This is a genomic window from Pseudomonas sp. NPDC090752, assembly GCF_055584805.1.
Genome location: NZ_JBVJLI010000021.1, coordinates 64,870 through 80,944 on the forward strand (window position 1 = coordinate 64,870; position 16,075 = coordinate 80,944).

The 16,075-nt window shown below is 63.2% G+C and carries 16 protein-coding genes; 3 read left to right on the forward strand and 13 right to left on the reverse strand.

Going from position 1 to position 16,075, the window contains the following annotated elements; genetic code table 11:
• The gene (locus ACZ6YA_RS22900) at positions 1 to 1,317 is read left to right on the forward strand and encodes a lytic murein transglycosylase (protein ID WP_465899698.1); all 1,317 of its coding nucleotides are present in this window, start codon (positions 1 to 3) and stop codon (positions 1,315 to 1,317) included.
• Positions 1,318 to 1,352: 35 nt separating this feature from the next.
• On the opposite strand, the gene ACZ6YA_RS22905 is transcribed toward ACZ6YA_RS22900, so the two are convergent.
• The 13 genes from ACZ6YA_RS22905 to ACZ6YA_RS22965 form a co-directional block, all read right to left on the reverse strand.
• Complete coding sequence (locus tag ACZ6YA_RS22905) at positions 1,353 to 2,291, reverse strand: S66 peptidase family protein (protein ID WP_465899700.1); 939 nt, start codon at positions 2,289 to 2,291, stop codon at positions 1,353 to 1,355.
• A 72-nt stretch (positions 2,292 to 2,363) separates the two neighbouring features.
• Positions 2,364 to 3,380, reverse strand: coding sequence for a lipoyl synthase (lipA, locus tag ACZ6YA_RS22910; protein WP_465899702.1), 1,017 nt, complete (start codon positions 3,378 to 3,380; stop codon positions 2,364 to 2,366).
• A gap of 2 nt (positions 3,381 to 3,382) precedes the next feature.
• A complete protein-coding gene (gene lipB / locus ACZ6YA_RS22915; RefSeq protein ID WP_465899704.1) occupies positions 3,383 to 4,030 on the reverse strand; it encodes a lipoyl(octanoyl) transferase LipB in 648 nt (215 codons plus the stop codon).
• Positions 4,030 to 4,305 carry a DUF493 domain-containing protein gene (locus ACZ6YA_RS22920; protein WP_008100495.1) on the reverse strand — a complete coding sequence of 92 codons (276 nt, stop codon included), beginning with the start codon at positions 4,303 to 4,305 and terminating at the stop codon, positions 4,030 to 4,032. Before ACZ6YA_RS22920 ends, lipB begins: the two co-directional genes overlap by 1 nt.
• Before the next feature lie 75 nt (positions 4,306 to 4,380).
• The gene (locus tag ACZ6YA_RS22925; protein WP_465899707.1) at positions 4,381 to 5,541 is read right to left on the reverse strand and encodes a D-alanyl-D-alanine carboxypeptidase family protein; all 1,161 of its coding nucleotides are present in this window, start codon (positions 5,539 to 5,541) and stop codon (positions 4,381 to 4,383) included.
• 181 nt (positions 5,542 to 5,722) lie between these two features.
• Positions 5,723 to 6,727, reverse strand: a complete 1,005-nt coding sequence (locus ACZ6YA_RS22930) for a septal ring lytic transglycosylase RlpA family protein (protein ID WP_465899708.1) — start codon at positions 6,725 to 6,727, stop codon at positions 5,723 to 5,725.
• Positions 6,727 to 7,737: a lytic murein transglycosylase B gene (mltB, locus tag ACZ6YA_RS22935; RefSeq protein WP_465899710.1), complete on the reverse strand. Its 1,011-nt coding sequence runs from the start codon at positions 7,735 to 7,737 to the stop codon at positions 6,727 to 6,729. The genes ACZ6YA_RS22930 and mltB overlap by 1 nt, the downstream gene beginning before the upstream one ends.
• Before the next feature lie 17 nt (positions 7,738 to 7,754).
• Positions 7,755 to 8,858 carry a rod shape-determining protein RodA gene (rodA, locus tag ACZ6YA_RS22940; RefSeq protein WP_465899723.1) on the reverse strand — a complete coding sequence of 368 codons (1,104 nt, stop codon included), beginning with the start codon at positions 8,856 to 8,858 and terminating at the stop codon, positions 7,755 to 7,757.
• A 38-nt stretch (positions 8,859 to 8,896) separates the two neighbouring features.
• The gene (gene mrdA / locus ACZ6YA_RS22945) at positions 8,897 to 10,786 is read right to left on the reverse strand and encodes a penicillin-binding protein 2 (protein WP_465899711.1); all 1,890 of its coding nucleotides are present in this window, start codon (positions 10,784 to 10,786) and stop codon (positions 8,897 to 8,899) included.
• Between the two features lie 16 nt (positions 10,787 to 10,802).
• The gene (gene rlmH / locus ACZ6YA_RS22950) at positions 10,803 to 11,270 is read right to left on the reverse strand and encodes a 23S rRNA (pseudouridine(1915)-N(3))-methyltransferase RlmH (RefSeq protein WP_008090421.1); all 468 of its coding nucleotides are present in this window, start codon (positions 11,268 to 11,270) and stop codon (positions 10,803 to 10,805) included.
• Between the two features lie 9 nt (positions 11,271 to 11,279).
• Entirely contained in the window at positions 11,280 to 11,708 is a 429-nt protein-coding gene (gene rsfS, locus ACZ6YA_RS22955) for a ribosome silencing factor (RefSeq protein ID WP_465899714.1), read from the reverse strand.
• Positions 11,709 to 11,752: 44 nt separating this feature from the next.
• Complete coding sequence (gene nadD / locus ACZ6YA_RS22960) at positions 11,753 to 12,412, reverse strand: nicotinate-nucleotide adenylyltransferase (RefSeq protein ID WP_465899716.1); 660 nt, start codon at positions 12,410 to 12,412, stop codon at positions 11,753 to 11,755.
• A 1-nt stretch (position 12,413) separates the two neighbouring features.
• Positions 12,414 to 13,685: a glutamate-5-semialdehyde dehydrogenase gene (locus ACZ6YA_RS22965; RefSeq protein ID WP_465899718.1), complete on the reverse strand. Its 1,272-nt coding sequence runs from the start codon at positions 13,683 to 13,685 to the stop codon at positions 12,414 to 12,416.
• 204 nt (positions 13,686 to 13,889) lie between these two features.
• On the opposite strand from ACZ6YA_RS22965, the gene ACZ6YA_RS22970 reads away from it, so the two are divergent.
• Together ACZ6YA_RS22970 and ACZ6YA_RS22975 are read left to right on the forward strand one after the other, a co-directional pair.
• The gene (locus ACZ6YA_RS22970; protein ID WP_465899720.1) at positions 13,890 to 14,582 is read left to right on the forward strand and encodes a DNA-3-methyladenine glycosylase; all 693 of its coding nucleotides are present in this window, start codon (positions 13,890 to 13,892) and stop codon (positions 14,580 to 14,582) included.
• A 3-nt stretch (positions 14,583 to 14,585) separates the two neighbouring features.
• Positions 14,586 to 15,902 (forward strand): bifunctional DedA family/phosphatase PAP2 family protein, encoded by a 1,317-nt coding sequence (locus ACZ6YA_RS22975; RefSeq protein ID WP_465899721.1) that lies wholly within the window; start codon positions 14,586 to 14,588, stop codon positions 15,900 to 15,902.
• Positions 15,903 to 16,075 lie beyond the last annotated feature (173 nt).

Below are 16,075 nucleotides of genomic sequence, written 5' to 3' on the forward strand. Positions count from 1 at the left end.
ATGCCCTTCAGTCTTCTTCCCCGTTGGAATTCCCGTCAGCTGCTGGCGGCCTCCAGCTTCATCCTGCTCGTCGCCTGCGCGGAAAAACCCACCGCCGCCGACGCCCTGCCGCTGGCCCCTGCCCAGCCTGCGCCGGCAGTCACTCTGCCCAGCACCACGCCCGACGTCAGCAGCGAAATCCAGCCGTTGCAAACCTTTGCCCAATGGCAAGCTGGCTTTCGCGAGCAAGCGCTGCAAGCCGGTATTTCGGCCAGTACCTTCGACCGCGCGTTCCTCGGCGTGACGCCGGACATGGACGTGATCAAAGCCGACCGCAGCCAGCCTGAGTTCACCCGCCCGGTGTGGGAATACCTCGAAGGCGCGCTGTCGCCACTGCGCGTGCGCAATGGCAAGAAACTGCTGGAGCAGAATGCCGAGCTGCTGACCCGCCTGGAGCAGCGCTATGGCGTTGATCGCCAGGTACTGGTGTCGGTGTGGGGCATGGAGAGCAACTTCGGCCAGTTCCAGGGCAGCAAGTCGGTGATCCGTTCCCTGGCCACCCTGGCTTACGAAGGCCGCCGCCCGCAGTTCGCCCAGGACCAATTGATTGCCGCCCTGCAGATCATTCAGCACGGCGATATCCAGCCTGAGGCCATGCGTGGCTCGTGGGCCGGTGCCATGGGCCAGACCCAGTTCATTCCCACCACCTACAATACCCACGCGGTGGACTTCGATGGCGACGGCCGCCGGGATATCTGGAACAGCACACCGGATGCCCTGGCCTCGACCGCGCACTACCTGCAGAGCTCCGGGTGGAAGCGTGGCCAGCCGTGGGGCTTCGAAGTACAGGTGCCGACAGGATTCGACTACTGGCTGGCCGATGGCGCGCAGCGCAAGCCGGTCAGCGAATGGTTGCAGCTGGGCGTGAAGCTACCGGCGGGCACCCAACTGCCCGCCAACAGCAACCAGCTGTCCGCCGCCCTGCTGCTGCCAGCCGGCGCCCGTGGGCCGGCATTCCTGGTGCTGGACAACTTCCGCGCGATTCTCAAGTACAACAACTCGTCGTCCTATGCGCTGGCAGTGAGTTTGCTGGGGGATCGCTTCTCGGGTTGGGGCTTCATTGCCGGCAGCTGGCCGAAGGAAGACCTGCCACTGAGCCGCAGCGAGCGCATGGAGCTGCAGAATTTGCTCAATGCCAGCGGGCACGAAGCGGGTAATCCGGATGGCATCATCGGGGCCAATACCCGCAAGGCTATTCGTAATGCCCAACAGGCGCTGGGGTGGCCGGCGGATGGGTACCCGACACACAAGTTGCTCGATAGCCTGCGTCAGCGTTGAAACCATTGGGGCCGCGCTTTGCGGCCCCATTTCATTCAAGCCGTGAACAAGTCCTGCGCCAACACCAGGCGCTGCCGTTCGCTGTCCAGCACTACCTCGGCCCCCAGCGGCAAGCACAGATTCGGATCACAATGCCCACTGCGCCACCCGGCCAGCACCGGCACGCCGAGCGGCGCGAATGTGTCCTGCAGCAGCGGCGTCAGCGCCGCCAGGGTGATCCCGGCAAAATCCCCCACCAGCACGCCCTTCACGCCCTCCAGCTTGCCCGCCAGGCGCAGCTGGGTCAGCAACCGGTCCACCCGATACAACGGCTCGTTGACGTCCTCGATGAACAGGATGCTGCCCTTTGTTTCGACCTCCGCCAGCGTGCCCAGGGTCGCGCCGAGCATCGACAGATTACCGCCCAGCAAACGGCCACTGGCAACGCCAGGTAGCACGGCGCTCAAGGCGAATTCGGCCGGGTGAACAATCGCATCACCCTCGCCCACCGTGCCACTCAGTTGCGCCACCAACGACGATTCGGTGGGTGCACGCTTGGCGCCGAGCAGGTCGGCATTGAGCATTGCCCCATGGAACGTAATCAAGCCGGTATGGCGGTAGATCGCAGTGTGCAGCGCGGTGATGTCGCTATAGCCGATCAGCGGTTTGGGATTACGCCGAATCAGCTGGAAATCGAGTTGGTCGAGCAGGCGCATGCTGCCGTAGCCCCCGCGCATGCACAAGATCGCGTCGATGGCGGGGTCAGCGAAGGCGTCGTGCAGGTCCTGCAAGCGCTGCTGATCGGAACCTGCAAGGTAACCTTGGGCCTGCTCCGCACCTGGATAGATCTGGCAGCGGTAACCCCGCTCGGCGAACCACTGAATGGCCTTCTGTGTATCCAGCCGCGCCGGGCCCGCCGGCGCAACGATGGCGAAGCAGGCATCGCGCGGCAGCGCCCTGGGCAAACGGGACTCGGAAGTCTCAGCACAATTCATTTCGGCTCCTTTAAAACTAAAATGCCGATGCCGCCTTTCGGCGCGCATCGGCATTGATGGCTCACACCAGGATCAGAGTTTGATCTTGGCTTCGTGCGCCTGCTGGTCAGCATGGTAGGACGAACGCACCAGCGGGCCGGATGCGACGTTCTTGAAGCCCATCTTGTAGCCTTCCTCGGCGAACCAGGCGAAGGTATCCGGGTGCACGAAACGCTGCACCGGCAAGTGGCTGCGCGAAGGCTGCAGGTACTGGCCGAGGGTCAGCATGTCGATGTCATGCTCGCGCATGCGGTGCATCACTTCGATCACTTCTTCGTCGGTTTCACCCAGGCCGAGCATCAGGCCCGACTTGGTCGGTACGTGCGGGACCAGCTGCTTGAATTTCTGCAGCAGGTCCAGCGACCAGTCGTAGTCCGACCCCGGACGCGCGGCCTTGTACAGGCGCGGCACGGTTTCGAGGTTGTGGTTGAACACATCCGGCGGCTCTTGCGCGGTGATTTCCAACGCAACGTCCATACGACCGCGGTAGTCCGGCACCAGGGTTTCCAGCTGCACGCCCGGCGACAGTTTGCGAATCTCGCGGATGCAATCGGCGAAGTGCTGGGCACCACCGTCGCGCAGGTCGTCGCGGTCCACCGAGGTGATCACCACGTACTTCAGGCGCAGGTCGGCGATGGCCACGGCCAGGTTCATCGGCTCGTCGGCATCCAATGCTTTCGGCCGGCCGTGGCCGACGTCGCAGAACGGGCAGCGACGGGTGCAGATGTCACCCATGATCATGAAGGTCGCGGTGCCACCGGAGAAACACTCGCCCAGGTTCGGGCAGGACGCTTCTTCGCACACGCTGTGCAGCTTGTGCTTGCGCAGCAGCTGCTTGATGCGGTCGACTTCAGGAGAAACCGGGATGCGCACGCGGATCCAGTCGGGTTTCTTCGGCAGTTCATCGGTCGGGATGATCTTCACCGGGATGCGCGCGACCTTGTCGGCGCCACGCAGTTTTACCCCAGCTTCCACCTTCTTTGGCGCGGGGCGCGGGGTGACATCCTGGGTTGCTATCAGGTTCGGCACGGCTTCTTGCACAGTTGTCATATTCAGTCGATTCCGCCCGTCAGGGTCGTCTGCTCAGCATAGTCGAGGTGCTTGACCAGCTGTCCGCGCAGCCTTGTCCTGACCTCAATGAGTTCGATCGGGCCTGCCAGGTCACGCAGCTGGGTCATGGCCAGCCCCGCATACCCACAGGGGTTGATTCGGCGGAATGGCGCAAGGTCCATGTCCACGTTCAGAGCAAGGCCGTGAAAGGAACGGCCGTTGCGGATTCGCAGGCCGAGGGAGGCGATTTTCGCTCCGTCGACGTAGACGCCCGGCGCATCGGGTTTGGCCGCGGCAGTCACGCCGTAGCTGGCGAGCAGCTCGATCAGCGTCTGCTCGATGCGGCTGACCAGTTCGCGCACGCCAAAGCCCAGGCGGCGCACGTCCAGCAGCAGGTAGGCCACCAACTGCCCGGGGCCATGGTAGGTCACCTGGCCGCCACGGTCGGTCTGCACCACCGGGATATCGCCCGGTACCAGCAGGTGCTCGGCCTTGCCGGCCTGGCCCTGGGTGAAGACCGCGGGATGCTCGACCAGCCAGACTTCGTCCTGGCTGTCCGGGCTACGCTGCTCGGTAAAGCGACGCATGGCTTCCAGCACCGGTTCATAGGGCTGCAGGCCAAGGTCGCGTACACCGAGACAAAGGGACATCACAGCACCATTTTCACGATGCCGGTCGCGCGCAAGGCGCTGTTGATGTCGTGCAGCTGGTTCTCGCTTTCGGCAACGATGTGCAATTGCACCGTGGTGTACTTGCCTTCCTTGCTCTGGCGCTCGGCCAGGGTGGAAAGGTCGACCTTGGCGTGCTTGCTCAGGACTTCGATCACCATGTCCTTGAAGCCGACAACGGTATCGCCGATGACCTTGATCGGGTAATCGGCGCAGGGGAATTCGATCTTGTGCGACTTGACGTCAGGTTCGCTCATGGCGGAAACGGCCTCGTAAGCCGTGGCAACAACAACGCCCCCGCAGAGTGGGCGGGGGCGTGGCAGGTCACGTTATCAGTTGAACAACCCGTAGAAGAATAGACGGATGCTATCCCACATACGACGGATGAAACCACCTTCCTCGACGCCGTCGAGGGCGATCAGGTCGGCGCTGTGAACCACGTTCTCGTCCAGTTTGACTTCCACTTTACCAATCACGTCACCTTTGGCGATCGGTGCGGTGATTTGCGGGTTCATGGTCATCGAAGCCTGAAGGCGCTTCAATTGGCCTTTAGGCATAGTCATGGTCAGGTCGTCGGCCAGGCCAGCCTTGACGATGCTGGTGGCGCCTTTCCAGACCGGCGCCTGGGCCAGCTCGGTGCCCTTCTGGTAGAAGGTCTGGGTTTCGAAGAAGCGGAAACCGTAGGTCAGCAGCTTCTGGGTTTCGGCGGCGCGCGATTGCTCGCTGTTGGTGCCGAACACCACGGCGATCAGGCGCTGGCCGTCACGAACGGCCGAGGCCACCATGCAATAGCCGGCTTCGTCGGTGTGGCCGGTTTTCAGGCCGTCGACGGTCTTGTCACGCCACAGCAGCAGGTTGCGGTTCGGCTGCTTGATGTTGTTCCAGAAGAACTCTTTCTGCGAGTAGATCGCGTAGTGCGCCGGGTCGACATTGATAATCGCACGGGCCAGCAGGGCCATGTCGTGCGCCGACGAGTAATGATCCGGGTTCGGCAGGCCGGTCGGGTTCATGAAGTGGCTGTTGCCCATGCCCAGGTCGGCGGCCGTCTTGTTCATCATGTCGGCAAAGGCGTCTTCGCTGCCGGCGATGTGTTCGGACAGAGCAACCGAGGCATCGTTGCCCGACTGGATGATGATGCCGTGCAGCAGGTCGCTGACGGTAACCTGGCTACCGACCTTGATGAACATGCGCGAACCGCCGGTACGCCAGGCGTTTTCGCTGACGGTGACCGGGTCGTTTTCGCCGATCTGGCCACGACGGATGTCCAGGGTGGCGATGTAGGCGGTCATCAGCTTGGTCAGGCTGGCCGGCGGCAGGCGCTCGTCACCGTTGTTCTCGACCAGCACGTTGCCGCTGGACGCGTCCATGAGTACGTAGGACTTGGCTGCCAGTTGTGGTGGTGCCGGCATCATCTGCTCTGCCGCGAAGGCAACAGGCGTGATCAGCAGCAGTACGGGCAGGCAAAGTCGTTTGGCAAGGTTGGTGATGTTCATCCGTCTCTCGAAAATCGCTAATGGTCTGAGATGTTCCCTGGGCCACATCGTGTGCCCAGCGCCAGTCAGTCTAGTTTTATGGCCATAGGCCTGGCCCACAGAAGTGCGGCGTTATGTCGCTGCGGGCAAAAGCGGACATTGTACATGCCCGCGCCCGGCAATTCATGACAAAACCGACAGGTCAGTCCGCTGTGACCAGCTTGGCCTGCCCAAGGTTCGCCAGGCGAATGCTGTCCTGGGCTTGCTGAATCTCGCCCGGGTTGTTGAACGGCCCCAGGCGCACGCGGTGCAGGGTCTGCTGGTTACGCACAATGGAGCTGATGAACACCGGCGCGCTGACCATGGTGCTCAACTTCGAACGCAGCAGCTCGGCAGCGTCCGGGTTGGCGAAGGCGCCCACCTGAAGCACGTTGCCGCCGTTGCCGGCCGGCACCGTGTTACCGCCCACCTGCACCGGCACTACCGGCGCCGCGTGCTGCTGCGGCGGCGGGGTCCATTGCTCGACGCGCCCGGTACTGGCGGCAATCGCCTGGGGCTGGGTGGATTGCGGTTCCTTGAGCATCAATGGCGGCTGCTGGCCTTTCTGCGCCCACCACTGCTGCGGGTCGATACCCTCGACGCGCACGTGCGCAGTGCCGCTTTCGGCATAGCCGAGTTTCTTAGCCGCCGCGTAAGACAGGTCGATGATGCGGTCGGAATAGAATGGGCCACGGTCATTTACCCGCAGGATCACGCTGCGCCCATTGGCCAGGTTGGTCACCCGCACGTAGGCTGGCAACGGCAGGGTCTTGTGCGCCGCGCTCATGCCGTACAGGTCGTACAGCTCGCCGTTGGCAGTGTTCTGTCCGTGAAACTTGGTGCCGTACCACGACGCGGTACCCTCGGCGCGGTAGTTGCGCGACTCCTGCATCGGGTAGTAGGTCTTGCCCAGCACCGTGTACGGGTTGGCCTTGTAGTTGCCGGTGTGCACGGTCGGCGTGGCGTCGGGGATCTTGTTGACGTCCACGTCCCACCACGGGGCACCGTCCTTGTGGGCACGGTTGATGTCCAGGCCCGGTTGCGCGCGAACGGTGTTGCCGCTGCTTTGCGTGGAGGTTGGGCGGCTGGAAGAGCAGCTGACCAGCAACAGGCCGACGGTCATGCAGCTCAGCAGCTTGAAGGTATTGGCAGAGAAGATTGCGCGCATTAATTGACGCCCCGTGCTTGGACCAGCTGTTCCGCGAGCTGATGCACCGCCATGGCGTACATCACGCTGCGGTTGTAGCGAGTGATCGCGTAGAAGTTCTTCAGGCCCATCCAGTACTCAGGGCCGTTGGCGCCTTCCAGGCGGAAGGCGGTAACCGGCAGATCATCGCGCAGCGCATCATGGACCGACCAGCCCAGCGCTCGCAACTCCCCAACGGTTTTCACCGGCTCGATGCCGGTGGTCAGGCCTTCGTCGGCCCGTGCGCCGCTGACCTGGGCGCGGCTGACGACACCCTGTCCGGCCACCCAGCCATGGCGCTGGAAGTAACTGGCGACACTGCCGATGGCATCGTCCGGGTTGTTCCAGATATTGATGTGACCGTCGCCGTCGAAGTCCACCGCGTAATGGCGAAAACTGCTCGGCATGAACTGCGGCAGCCCCATGGCGCCGGCGTAGGAACCCTTGAGGGTCAGCGGGTCGAGTTGTTCGTCACGCGCCAGCAACAAGTACTCGCGCAGCTCCTTGCGGAAGAATTCGGCGCGCGGTGGGTAGTCGAAGCCCAGCGTGGACAGCGCATCGATCACCCGATAGTTGCCGGTGTTGCGGCCAAAGAAGGTCTCCACACCGATGATCGAGACGATGTATTGCGCCGGCACACCGTATTGCTGCTCGGCACGGGCCAGCACCGCTTCGTGCTGGCGCCAGAAGTCCACACCCCGGGCGATCCGCGCGTCGGTGATGAACATCGGCCGGTAATCCTTCCACGGTTTGACCCGCTCGGCCGGACGCGAGATGGCGTCGAGGATTGATTGTTTGCGCTGCACCTCACGGAACACGCCCATCAGCTGTTCGCTGGCAAAGCCGTAGTCGCGGCTCATCTGGCCGACAAACTCGGCCACCTGGGGCGAGCCGTCGTAATCACCGGCGTGGGCCTGCGAGGCAGCGCCGAACAGGCTCACCGCACCGATCCACGGCGCACAACGGGCAGCCCAGTTACGCACTGCTTGCATGAAATTCTTCACCTTATTCAAACCTGTGCGATCCATTTGCGGTGCGTGTGGATCGACATCAAAACGCCAAACGCTGACAGCAGCGTCACCAACGAAGTTCCGCCATAACTAATGAAGGGCAGCGGCACGCCCACCACGGGCAGAAGGCCGCTGACCATACCGATATTGACGAATACATATACAAAGAATGTCATGGTCAGGCTGCCCGCCAGCAGCTTGCCGAACAGCGTCTGCGCTTGCGCGGTGATCATCAGGCCACGGCCGATCAGCAACAGGTAGACGATCAGCAACAGGCAGATGCCGACCAGACCGAACTCCTCACCGAGTACGGCGATGATGAAGTCGGTGTGGCTTTCGGGGAGAAAGTCCAGGTGCGACTGGGTACCCAGCAGCCAGCCCTTGCCGAACACGCCGCCGGAGCCGATTGCCGCCTTGGATTGGATGATGTTCCAGCCGGTGCCCAACGGGTCGCTTTCCGGATCGAGGAAGGTCAACACGCGCTGCTTCTGGTAGTCGTGCATCACGAAGAACCACATCGCCACCGCCACCGGCACCGCCGCCGTCAACACGCTGAGGATCCAGCGCCAACGCAGCCCGCCCATGAACAATACGAAGGCGCCGGAGGCCAGAATCAGCAGCGCTGTACCCAGGTCCGGCTGGCGAACGATGAGGATGAACGGCACACCGATCAGCACCAGGCTGATCGCCACGTGCTTGAGCTGCGGCGGCAAGGTGCGCTTGGACAGGTACCAGGCGATGGTCGCTGGCATGATGATTTTCATGAATTCCGAGGGCTGGAAGCGGATTACCCCAGGGATGTTGATCCAGCGTGTGGCGCCCATGGCGTTGTGGCCCATGACGTCCACCACGACCAGCAGCAACACGCCGGTCAGGTAGGCCAGCGGCACCCAGCGGGCCATGAAGCGCGGCTCGAGCTGGGCGATGACGAACATCGACACGAGGCCGATGCCGAACGAGGTGGCCTGCTTGAGCAACAGGTCCCAGTTCTTGCCGCTTGCCGAATAGAGTACGAACAGGCTGCCGGCTGCGAGGGTCAACAGGATGATCAGCAAGGGGCCGTCGATGTGGATGCGCTGCAGGAAGCTGGCGCGTCGACGCATTACGTCCTCGCTGGAGAGCATGCGATCGAAATTGTTCATCACGGGGCCGTTTCCTGGGCGACGGTGGCAGGAGCGAACTCAGGCTTGAGCCGGCCGCTCTCGTCGAGCAGCCAGGCGTCCATGATCTGCCGCACCACGGGCGCGGCGACGCCAGAGCCGGACTCGCCGTTCTCGACCATCACCGAGACCACGATCTTCGGATCGTCAGCCGGGGCGAAGGCGACAAACAAGGCGTGGTCGCGGTGGCGCTCCTGAAGTTTGTTGCGGTCGTATTTCTCGCCTTGCTTGATCGCCACCACCTGGGCGGTACCGCTCTTGCCGGCGATGCGATACTGCGCGCCGGCCGCAGCCTTGCGCGCGGTACCTCGGGCGTTGTGCATCACCTGCTCCATGCCGTGGGTGACCTTGGCCCAGTCGGACTTGTCGCGCAGGACGATGTCTTCCATGGGGTTGGGGTCCACTGGCGGCTGGCCTTCGATGGTCTTGGCCAGATGCGGGCGATTCCACACGCCTTTGTTGGCGATCAGCGCGGTGGCCTGGGCCAATTGCAGCGGTGTGGCCTGCATATAGCCCTGGCCGATGCCGAGGATCAGTGTTTCACCGGGGAACCAGGCCTGGCGGCGGGTGGCGCGCTTCCATTCGCGCGACGGCATCAGCCCGGCCGACTCCTCGAACATGTCGAGGGCAACCTTCTGGCCAATGCCGAACTTGTTCATGTAGCTGGACAGCCGATCGATGCCCATCTTGTGGGCAAGGTCGTAGAAATAGGTGTCATTGGAACGCATGATCGCGGTATCCAGGTCGACCCAGCCATCACCGCTGCGGTTCCAGTTACGGTACTTGTGATCGTAATTGGGCAGTTGGTAGTAACCCGGGTCGAACACGCGGCTGCCGGCGTTGACCACACCGCTGTCGAGGCCAGCAATCGCCACTGCAGGTTTGATGGTCGAGCCTGGCGGATACAGCCCGCGCAGCACACGGTTGAACAGCGGACGGTCGATCGAGTCGCGCAGCTCGGCATACGCCTTGAAGCTGATGCCGGTGACGAACGGGTTGGGGTCGAAGCTCGGCTGGCTGACCATTGCCAGCACCTCGCCAGTTCGGGGATCGAGCGCCACCACCGCCCCTCGGCGCCCACCCAGGGCCGCCTCGGCGGCTTCCTGCAGCTTGATGTCGAGGCTCAGCACAATGTCTTTGCCAGGCTTCGGGTCGGTGCGTTTGAGCACGCGCAGCACACGGCCGCGAGCGTTGGTCTCGACTTCCTCGTAGCCAACCTGGCCGTGCAGTTCGCCTTCGTAGAAGCGCTCGATACCCGTCTTGCCGATGTGGTGGATGCCGCTGTAGTTTACCGGGTCTAGGCTTTTCAGCTCTTTCTCGTTGATGCGCCCGACATAGCCGACCGAGTGGGCGAAATGCGCACCCTGCGGGTAGTGCCGAACCAGCTGGGCGACCACCTCCACGCCGGGCAGGCGGAACTGGTTGACCGCCACGCGGGCGATCTGCTCTTCGTTGAGCTCGAACAGGATCGGCACCGGCTCGAACGGCCGTCGCCCCTGGCGCATGCGCTTTTCGAAGAGCGCGCGATCATCAGCTGTCAGATCCAGCACTTCGACGATAGTGTCCAGTACTTCCTGCCAGTTACCCGCACGTTCGCGGGTCATGGACAGGCTGAAGCTGGGCCGGTTATCGGCGATGATCACCCCGTTACGGTCGAAGATCAGCCCGCGCGTGGGCGGAATCGGCTGCACATGCACCCGGTTGTTCTCCGACAGCGTCGAGTGGTAGTCGTACTGGATGATCTGCAGGTAATACAACCGCGCGATCAGCACGCAAATAAGCAGCATGATCGCCACCGCGCCGACCACGACGCGGTTACGCACCAGGCGGGCGTCTTTCTCGTGGTCCTTGAGACGGATCGGCTGCGACATCGGACTGCTTACAGGCTCATTTGTGGTAAGGGTGCCCGGACAACACGGTCCAGGCGCGGTAGATCTGCTCGCCGATGAGTATCCTTACCAACGGGTGCGGCAAGGTCAGCGGCGACAGCGACCAGCGTTGCTCGGCGCGCGCGCAGACCTCAGGCGCCAGCCCTTCCGGGCCGCCCACCATCAAATTCACCGTGCGCGAATCCAGGCGCCAGCGGTCCAGCTCGGTTGCCAGTTGCTCGGTACTCCAGGGCTTGCCATGGACCTCGAGGGTGACGATGCGTTCCCCGGGCTGCACCTTGCTCAGCATGGCCTCACCCTCCTGACGGATCAGGCGAGCGACGTCGGCATTCTTGCCACGGGTGTTCAGCGGGATTTCCACCAGCTCAAGCGACAGCTCCTGGGGCAGGCGCTTGGCATATTCATGCCAGCCTTCCTCGACCCACTTGGGCATGCGCGAGCCGACCGCGATCAGGCGCAGACGCACGACGTTTCCTTATTCCCGATCTTTGATCTTGGCGTCGAAGTAGTCGCTGGCGTTTTCCGGGCTGTGATGCTTGGCATCGGCGGCGCGGCTCTGCTCGGCACCCAGCCACAGGCGCTCCAGGTCGTAGAACTGGCGGGCTGCGGCGGTCATCATGTGCACGATGACGTCGTTCAGGTCCAGCAGCACCCAGTCGCTGTCGCCCTTGCCTTCTTCGCCCAGCGGCTGTGCGCCTTCTTTCTTGACCGCTTCACGGACCTTTTCCAGCATCGCGTTGATCTGGCGGTTGGAGGTACCGGTGGCAATGATCATGTAGTCGGTCAGGCTGTGCTTTTCACGCACGTCGATGACCTGGATGTCCTGGGCCTTGACGTCTTCCAGCGCGCTGATGGTCAGTTTGACCAGGTCTTCGCCTTTGATATCTTTGATTTGCTTGCTCATATAAAACTCGTTCAACTCGGTGAATGAGGCGCCCGTAGGCACCGTCAGTTAGGCACACGATACAGCTCGTGCGCCTCGATGTAGGCCAGTACGGCGTCCGGCACCAGGAACCTCACCGACTTGCCGCTGGCCAGCAGCTGTCGGATCTGTGTAGCCGACACCGCAAGCGGGGTCTGCCAGACGAACGAAATATTTCCCGCCGGGCCGGACATGGCGGTGGGATCGCTCTCGGAGCGCGCAGCCAACAGGTTGCGCAGCTCGTCAGGGGGGTCAACGTCGGCATCCGGGCGTTGCAGCACCAGGATGTGACAGTGTTGCAGCAGTTCTTCCCAGCGATGCCAGCTGGGCAAGCCGCAGAAGGCATCCCAGCCAAGCACCAGGAACAGCTGGTCGTTGGCAGCCAGTTCGGCGCGGATCGATTCCAGCGTGTCGAGGGTGTAAGACGGCTTGTCGCGCGCAAGCTCCCGAGCATCCACGCTCAGGCGCTCGACGCCTTGCACGGCCTCACGCACCATCGCCAGGCGATCTTCTGCCGCCACCTGCGGGGTATCGCGGTGTGGTGGTCGGGCATTGGGCAACAGGCGCAGCTCATCGAGCGCCATGAACTCGGCCACCTCCAGCGCGCTGCGCAGGTGACCGATGTGCACGGGGTCGAAAGTACCGCCAAGAATGCCGATGCGCCGGACTGCCTGGGCCTTGCTCAACTCAGCAGGACTCCTGGCCGCGCAGTTGGCCGTCACCGATCACCACGTATTTTTCGCAGGTCAGGCCTTCCAGGCCGACCGGGCCGCGGGCGTGCAGCTTGTCGGTGGAAATGCCGATTTCCGCACCCAGGCCATATTCGAAACCGTCGGCGAAGCAGGTCGGGGTGTTGAGCATCACCGACGCCGAGTCGACTTCAGCCATGAACTGGCGAGCCTGACCCTGGTGTTCGGTGATGATCGAATCGGTGTGGTGCGAACCGTAGTGGTTGATGTGTTCGATAGCCTGGTCCAGGCCGTCGACCACACGAATGGACAGGATGGCGTCGAGGTACTCGGTGTGCCAATCGTCTTCGCTGGCCGGTTTGGCATCGATCAGTGCGCGGGTGCGTTCGCAACCGCGCAGCTCGACGCCTTTCTCCTGGAAGCGGCGGGCCATTTCCGGCAGGAAGCCTTGCGCTACGCGCTGGTCGACCAGCAGGGTTTCCATGGCACCGCAGATGCCGTAACGGTAGGTCTTGGCATTGAAGGCAACGCGCCAGGCCTTGTCCAGGTCGGCGTGTTCAGCCACGAAGACATGGCAGATGCCGTCCAGGTGCTTGATTACCGGCACGCGAGCATCACGGCTGATGCGCTCGATCAGGCCACGGCCACCGCGCGGAACGATGACGTCAACGAACTCGGGCATGCTGATCAGCGCGCCGACCGCTTCACGGTCGGTGGTCTCGACCACTTGCACCACCGCTGCCGGCAAGCCGGCTTCAGCCAGGCCTCGCTGGATGCAGGCGGCAATCGCACGGTTGGAGTGAATGGCCTCGGAGCCGCCACGCAGGATGGTCGCGTTGCCCGACTTCAAGCACAGGCTGGCAGCATCGATGGTCACGTTCGGGCGCGACTCGTAGATGATCCCGATCACCCCCAGCGGCACGCGCATCTTGCCGACCTGAATGCCCGACGGGCGATAGCTCATGTCGCGGATGGCGCCGACCGGGTCTGGCAGGCTGGCCACCTGGCGCAGGCCGGTGATCATGCTGTCGATGCGCGCCGGGGACAGGGCCAGGCGGTCGAGCAGTGCGGGCTCCAGGCCATTGGCACGGCCAGCGGCCAAGTCCAGTTCATTGGCTGCAGTGAGCTCGGCGCGCGCGGCGTCCAGGGCATTGGCGGCGGCCTGCAGGGCGCGGTTCTTCTGCGCAGTGCTGGCACGGGCGATCAGCCGGGAAGCCTGGCGAGCGGCGCGACCCAAGCGGGTCATGTAGTCAAGAACGGACTCAGTCATGGGTTCGGTGTCTTGGCGAAGGGGAAATCGGCTGATTATAACTGTCGCGTAGGTATACGCCCAGCGGTGGCTGGCGGATGGTTGAAAATGGTCGACCGGATCTGTAGGAAAGATGTAACCGCGCTTATCGAATCGCCCTCGTTTCAGCCTCGCTTAAGCCATTCGTTGCTATCATCCGCGCCTCGATCACGACGAACCCTCAGCATGCCAGACACTGCACCTTGCCCGGCCCGCGTCCTGCCCGACAGTTTCTTCGACCGCGACCCCCAGACCCTGGCCAAGGCGCTGCTGGGCAAGGTCATCCGCCATCGCCATGGCGGCCTGTGGCTGGCTGCGCGGATCATCGAGACCGAAGCCTATTACCTGGCCGACAAGGGCAGCCATGCCTCGCTCGGCTACACGGAGAAACGCAGGGCACTGTTCCTCGATGGCGGGCACATCTATATGTACTACGCCCGCGGTGGCGATTCGCTGAACTTCAGCGCGCACGGGCCGGGCAACGCGGTGCTGATAAAGTCCGCCTACCCCTGGGTGGACGCCCTCTCCGATGCCAACAGCCTGGCGCAGATGCAACTGAACAACCCTGATGCCAGCGGCAACCTGCGCCCCGCCGAACGCCTGTGCGCTGGCCAGACCCTGCTGTGCCGGGCCATGGGCCTCAAGGTGCCGCAGTGGGACGCACAGCGCTTCGACCCCGAACGCCTGTACGTCGAAGATTGCGGCATCGCCGTGCCACGGGTTGTCCAGGCCGCCCGCCTGGGTATCCCCCATGGCCGCGACGAACACCTGCCCTATCGTTTCGTCGACGCCGAATACGCCCGCTTCTGCACGCGGAACCCGTTGCGCCGGGGCCAAGTCGAAGGGCAAGACTTTTCAATCATCGAACAAGGAAGCTGAAACATGGGCCAATGGCTCGACAGCCTGACCGGCTGGCTCAGCGCCAACCCGCAGTGGCTTGGCCTGGCAATTTTCCTGGTGGCCTGCATCGAGTGCCTGGCCATCGCCGGCATCATCGTGCCGGGCACCGTGTTGTTGTTCGCGGTGGCCGTGCTGGCTGGCAGCGGTGCCTTCACCCTGGGCGAAACGTTGCTATTGGGGTTCCTCGGCGGCCTGCTCGGCGATGCCCTGTCGTACACGATAGGCAAGTACTTCCACCAGAATATCCGCCGGCTGCCGCTGCTGCGCCACCACCCGGAATGGATCGGCAGTGCCGAAACCTATTTTCAGCGTTATGGGATCGCCAGCCTGCTGGTGGGCCGTTTCATCGGCCCGTTGCGGCCGATGTTGCCCATGGTAGCGGGCATGTTCGACATGCCGCTGCCGCGCTTTATCGCCGTCAGCCTGGTGGCCGGTGCCGGCTGGTCGGTCGCTTACCTGCTGCCGGGCTGGGCCACCGGTGCGGCCATGCGCCTGCCGTTACCGGAAGGGTTCTGGCTGGACGCCGGCATCATCGCCGGTACCCTGGCAGTGCTGATCGGCTTGAGCCTGAACAGCAGCATCCGTGACCAGCGCCATGGCACGCGGTTGATCGCCGGTTTGAGCTTCCTGGCTTTGGCTGGGGTGTTTCTGGGCTGGCCCTATCTGCACGAGTTCGATCAGGGCGTGATGACCCTGGTGCAGGAGCACCGCAGCCAGGCCATCGACGGCATCGTTGTAGTGGTGACGCGCCTGGGTGACTTCCGCACGCAGTTCTTCCTGGGCGGACTGCTCACCGGCCTACTGCTGCTTGCGCGCCAATGGCGACATGCACTGTTCGCAGGGGGCGCGCTGATGGGCACGGCGATCGCCAATGGTTCGCTGAAGTGGCTGTTTGCACGCGCACGGCCAGAAGTGCTGACTGACCCGCTGACCAGTTACAGCATGCCCAGCGGGCACAGTTCGGCGTCCTTTGCGTTCTTTCTGGTGATGGCGGTGCTGGCCGGGCGCGGCATGCCTGCGCGCATGCGCCTGACCTGGATTTTGCTGGGCTGCATTCCGGCTTTGTCGATTGCCTTGTCGCGGGTTTACCTGGGGGCGCACTGGCCGACTGATATTCTGGCGGGCGCCTTGCTGGCCTGCTGCGTGTGTGCGCTGAGCCTGACGCTGGTGCAGTATCGCCAGCCGCTCAATGCATTGCCGCAGCGGGTGTGGTGGTTGGTGTTGCCGGCGTGTGTCGCGTTGTTGGCGTTTTTTGCGATGCATGCGTTGCCGCAGGCTTTGTTGCGTTATCAGTATTGAGGGGTGTCTGTTCCGGCCTCTTCGCGGGGCAAGCCCGCTCCAACAGGTTCTGCGCAGCGCTGGAAGATTGTGATTTACCTGTGGGAGCGGGCTTGCCCCGGGTACAAACCGAAGACATCGTTTACATTTCAAACCGGGGACATTGTTTACAGGCTAATACGCATGATCAGGAG

Bases quoted from the DNA above. Each gene is read 5' to 3' on its own strand.
- ACZ6YA_RS22900 (WP_465899698.1), top strand. From the start codon at position 1: ATGCCCTTCAGTCTTCTTCCCCGTTGGAATTCCCGTCAGCTGCTGGCG.
- ACZ6YA_RS22905 (WP_465899700.1), bottom strand. From the start codon at position 2,291: ATGAATTGTGCTGAGACTTCCGAGTCCCGTTTGCCCAGGGCGCTGCCG.
- lipA (WP_465899702.1), bottom strand. From the start codon at position 3,380: ATGACAACTGTGCAAGAAGCCGTGCCGAACCTGATAGCAACCCAGGAT.
- lipB (WP_465899704.1), bottom strand. From the start codon at position 4,030: ATGTCCCTTTGTCTCGGTGTACGCGACCTTGGCCTGCAGCCCTATGAA.
- ACZ6YA_RS22920 (WP_008100495.1), bottom strand. From the start codon at position 4,305: ATGAGCGAACCTGACGTCAAGTCGCACAAGATCGAATTCCCCTGCGCC.
- ACZ6YA_RS22925 (WP_465899707.1), bottom strand. From the start codon at position 5,541: ATGAACATCACCAACCTTGCCAAACGACTTTGCCTGCCCGTACTGCTG.
- ACZ6YA_RS22930 (WP_465899708.1), bottom strand. From the start codon at position 6,727: ATGCGCGCAATCTTCTCTGCCAATACCTTCAAGCTGCTGAGCTGCATG.
- mltB (WP_465899710.1), bottom strand. From the start codon at position 7,737: ATGCAAGCAGTGCGTAACTGGGCTGCCCGTTGTGCGCCGTGGATCGGT.
- rodA (WP_465899723.1), bottom strand. From the start codon at position 8,858: ATGCGTCGACGCGCCAGCTTCCTGCAGCGCATCCACATCGACGGCCCC.
- mrdA (WP_465899711.1), bottom strand. From the start codon at position 10,786: ATGTCGCAGCCGATCCGTCTCAAGGACCACGAGAAAGACGCCCGCCTG.
- rsfS (WP_465899714.1), bottom strand. From the start codon at position 11,708: ATGAGCAAGCAAATCAAAGATATCAAAGGCGAAGACCTGGTCAAACTG.
- ACZ6YA_RS22965 (WP_465899718.1), bottom strand. From the start codon at position 13,685: ATGACTGAGTCCGTTCTTGACTACATGACCCGCTTGGGTCGCGCCGCT.
- ACZ6YA_RS22970 (WP_465899720.1), top strand. From the start codon at position 13,890: ATGCCAGACACTGCACCTTGCCCGGCCCGCGTCCTGCCCGACAGTTTC.
- ACZ6YA_RS22975 (WP_465899721.1), top strand. From the start codon at position 14,586: ATGGGCCAATGGCTCGACAGCCTGACCGGCTGGCTCAGCGCCAACCCG.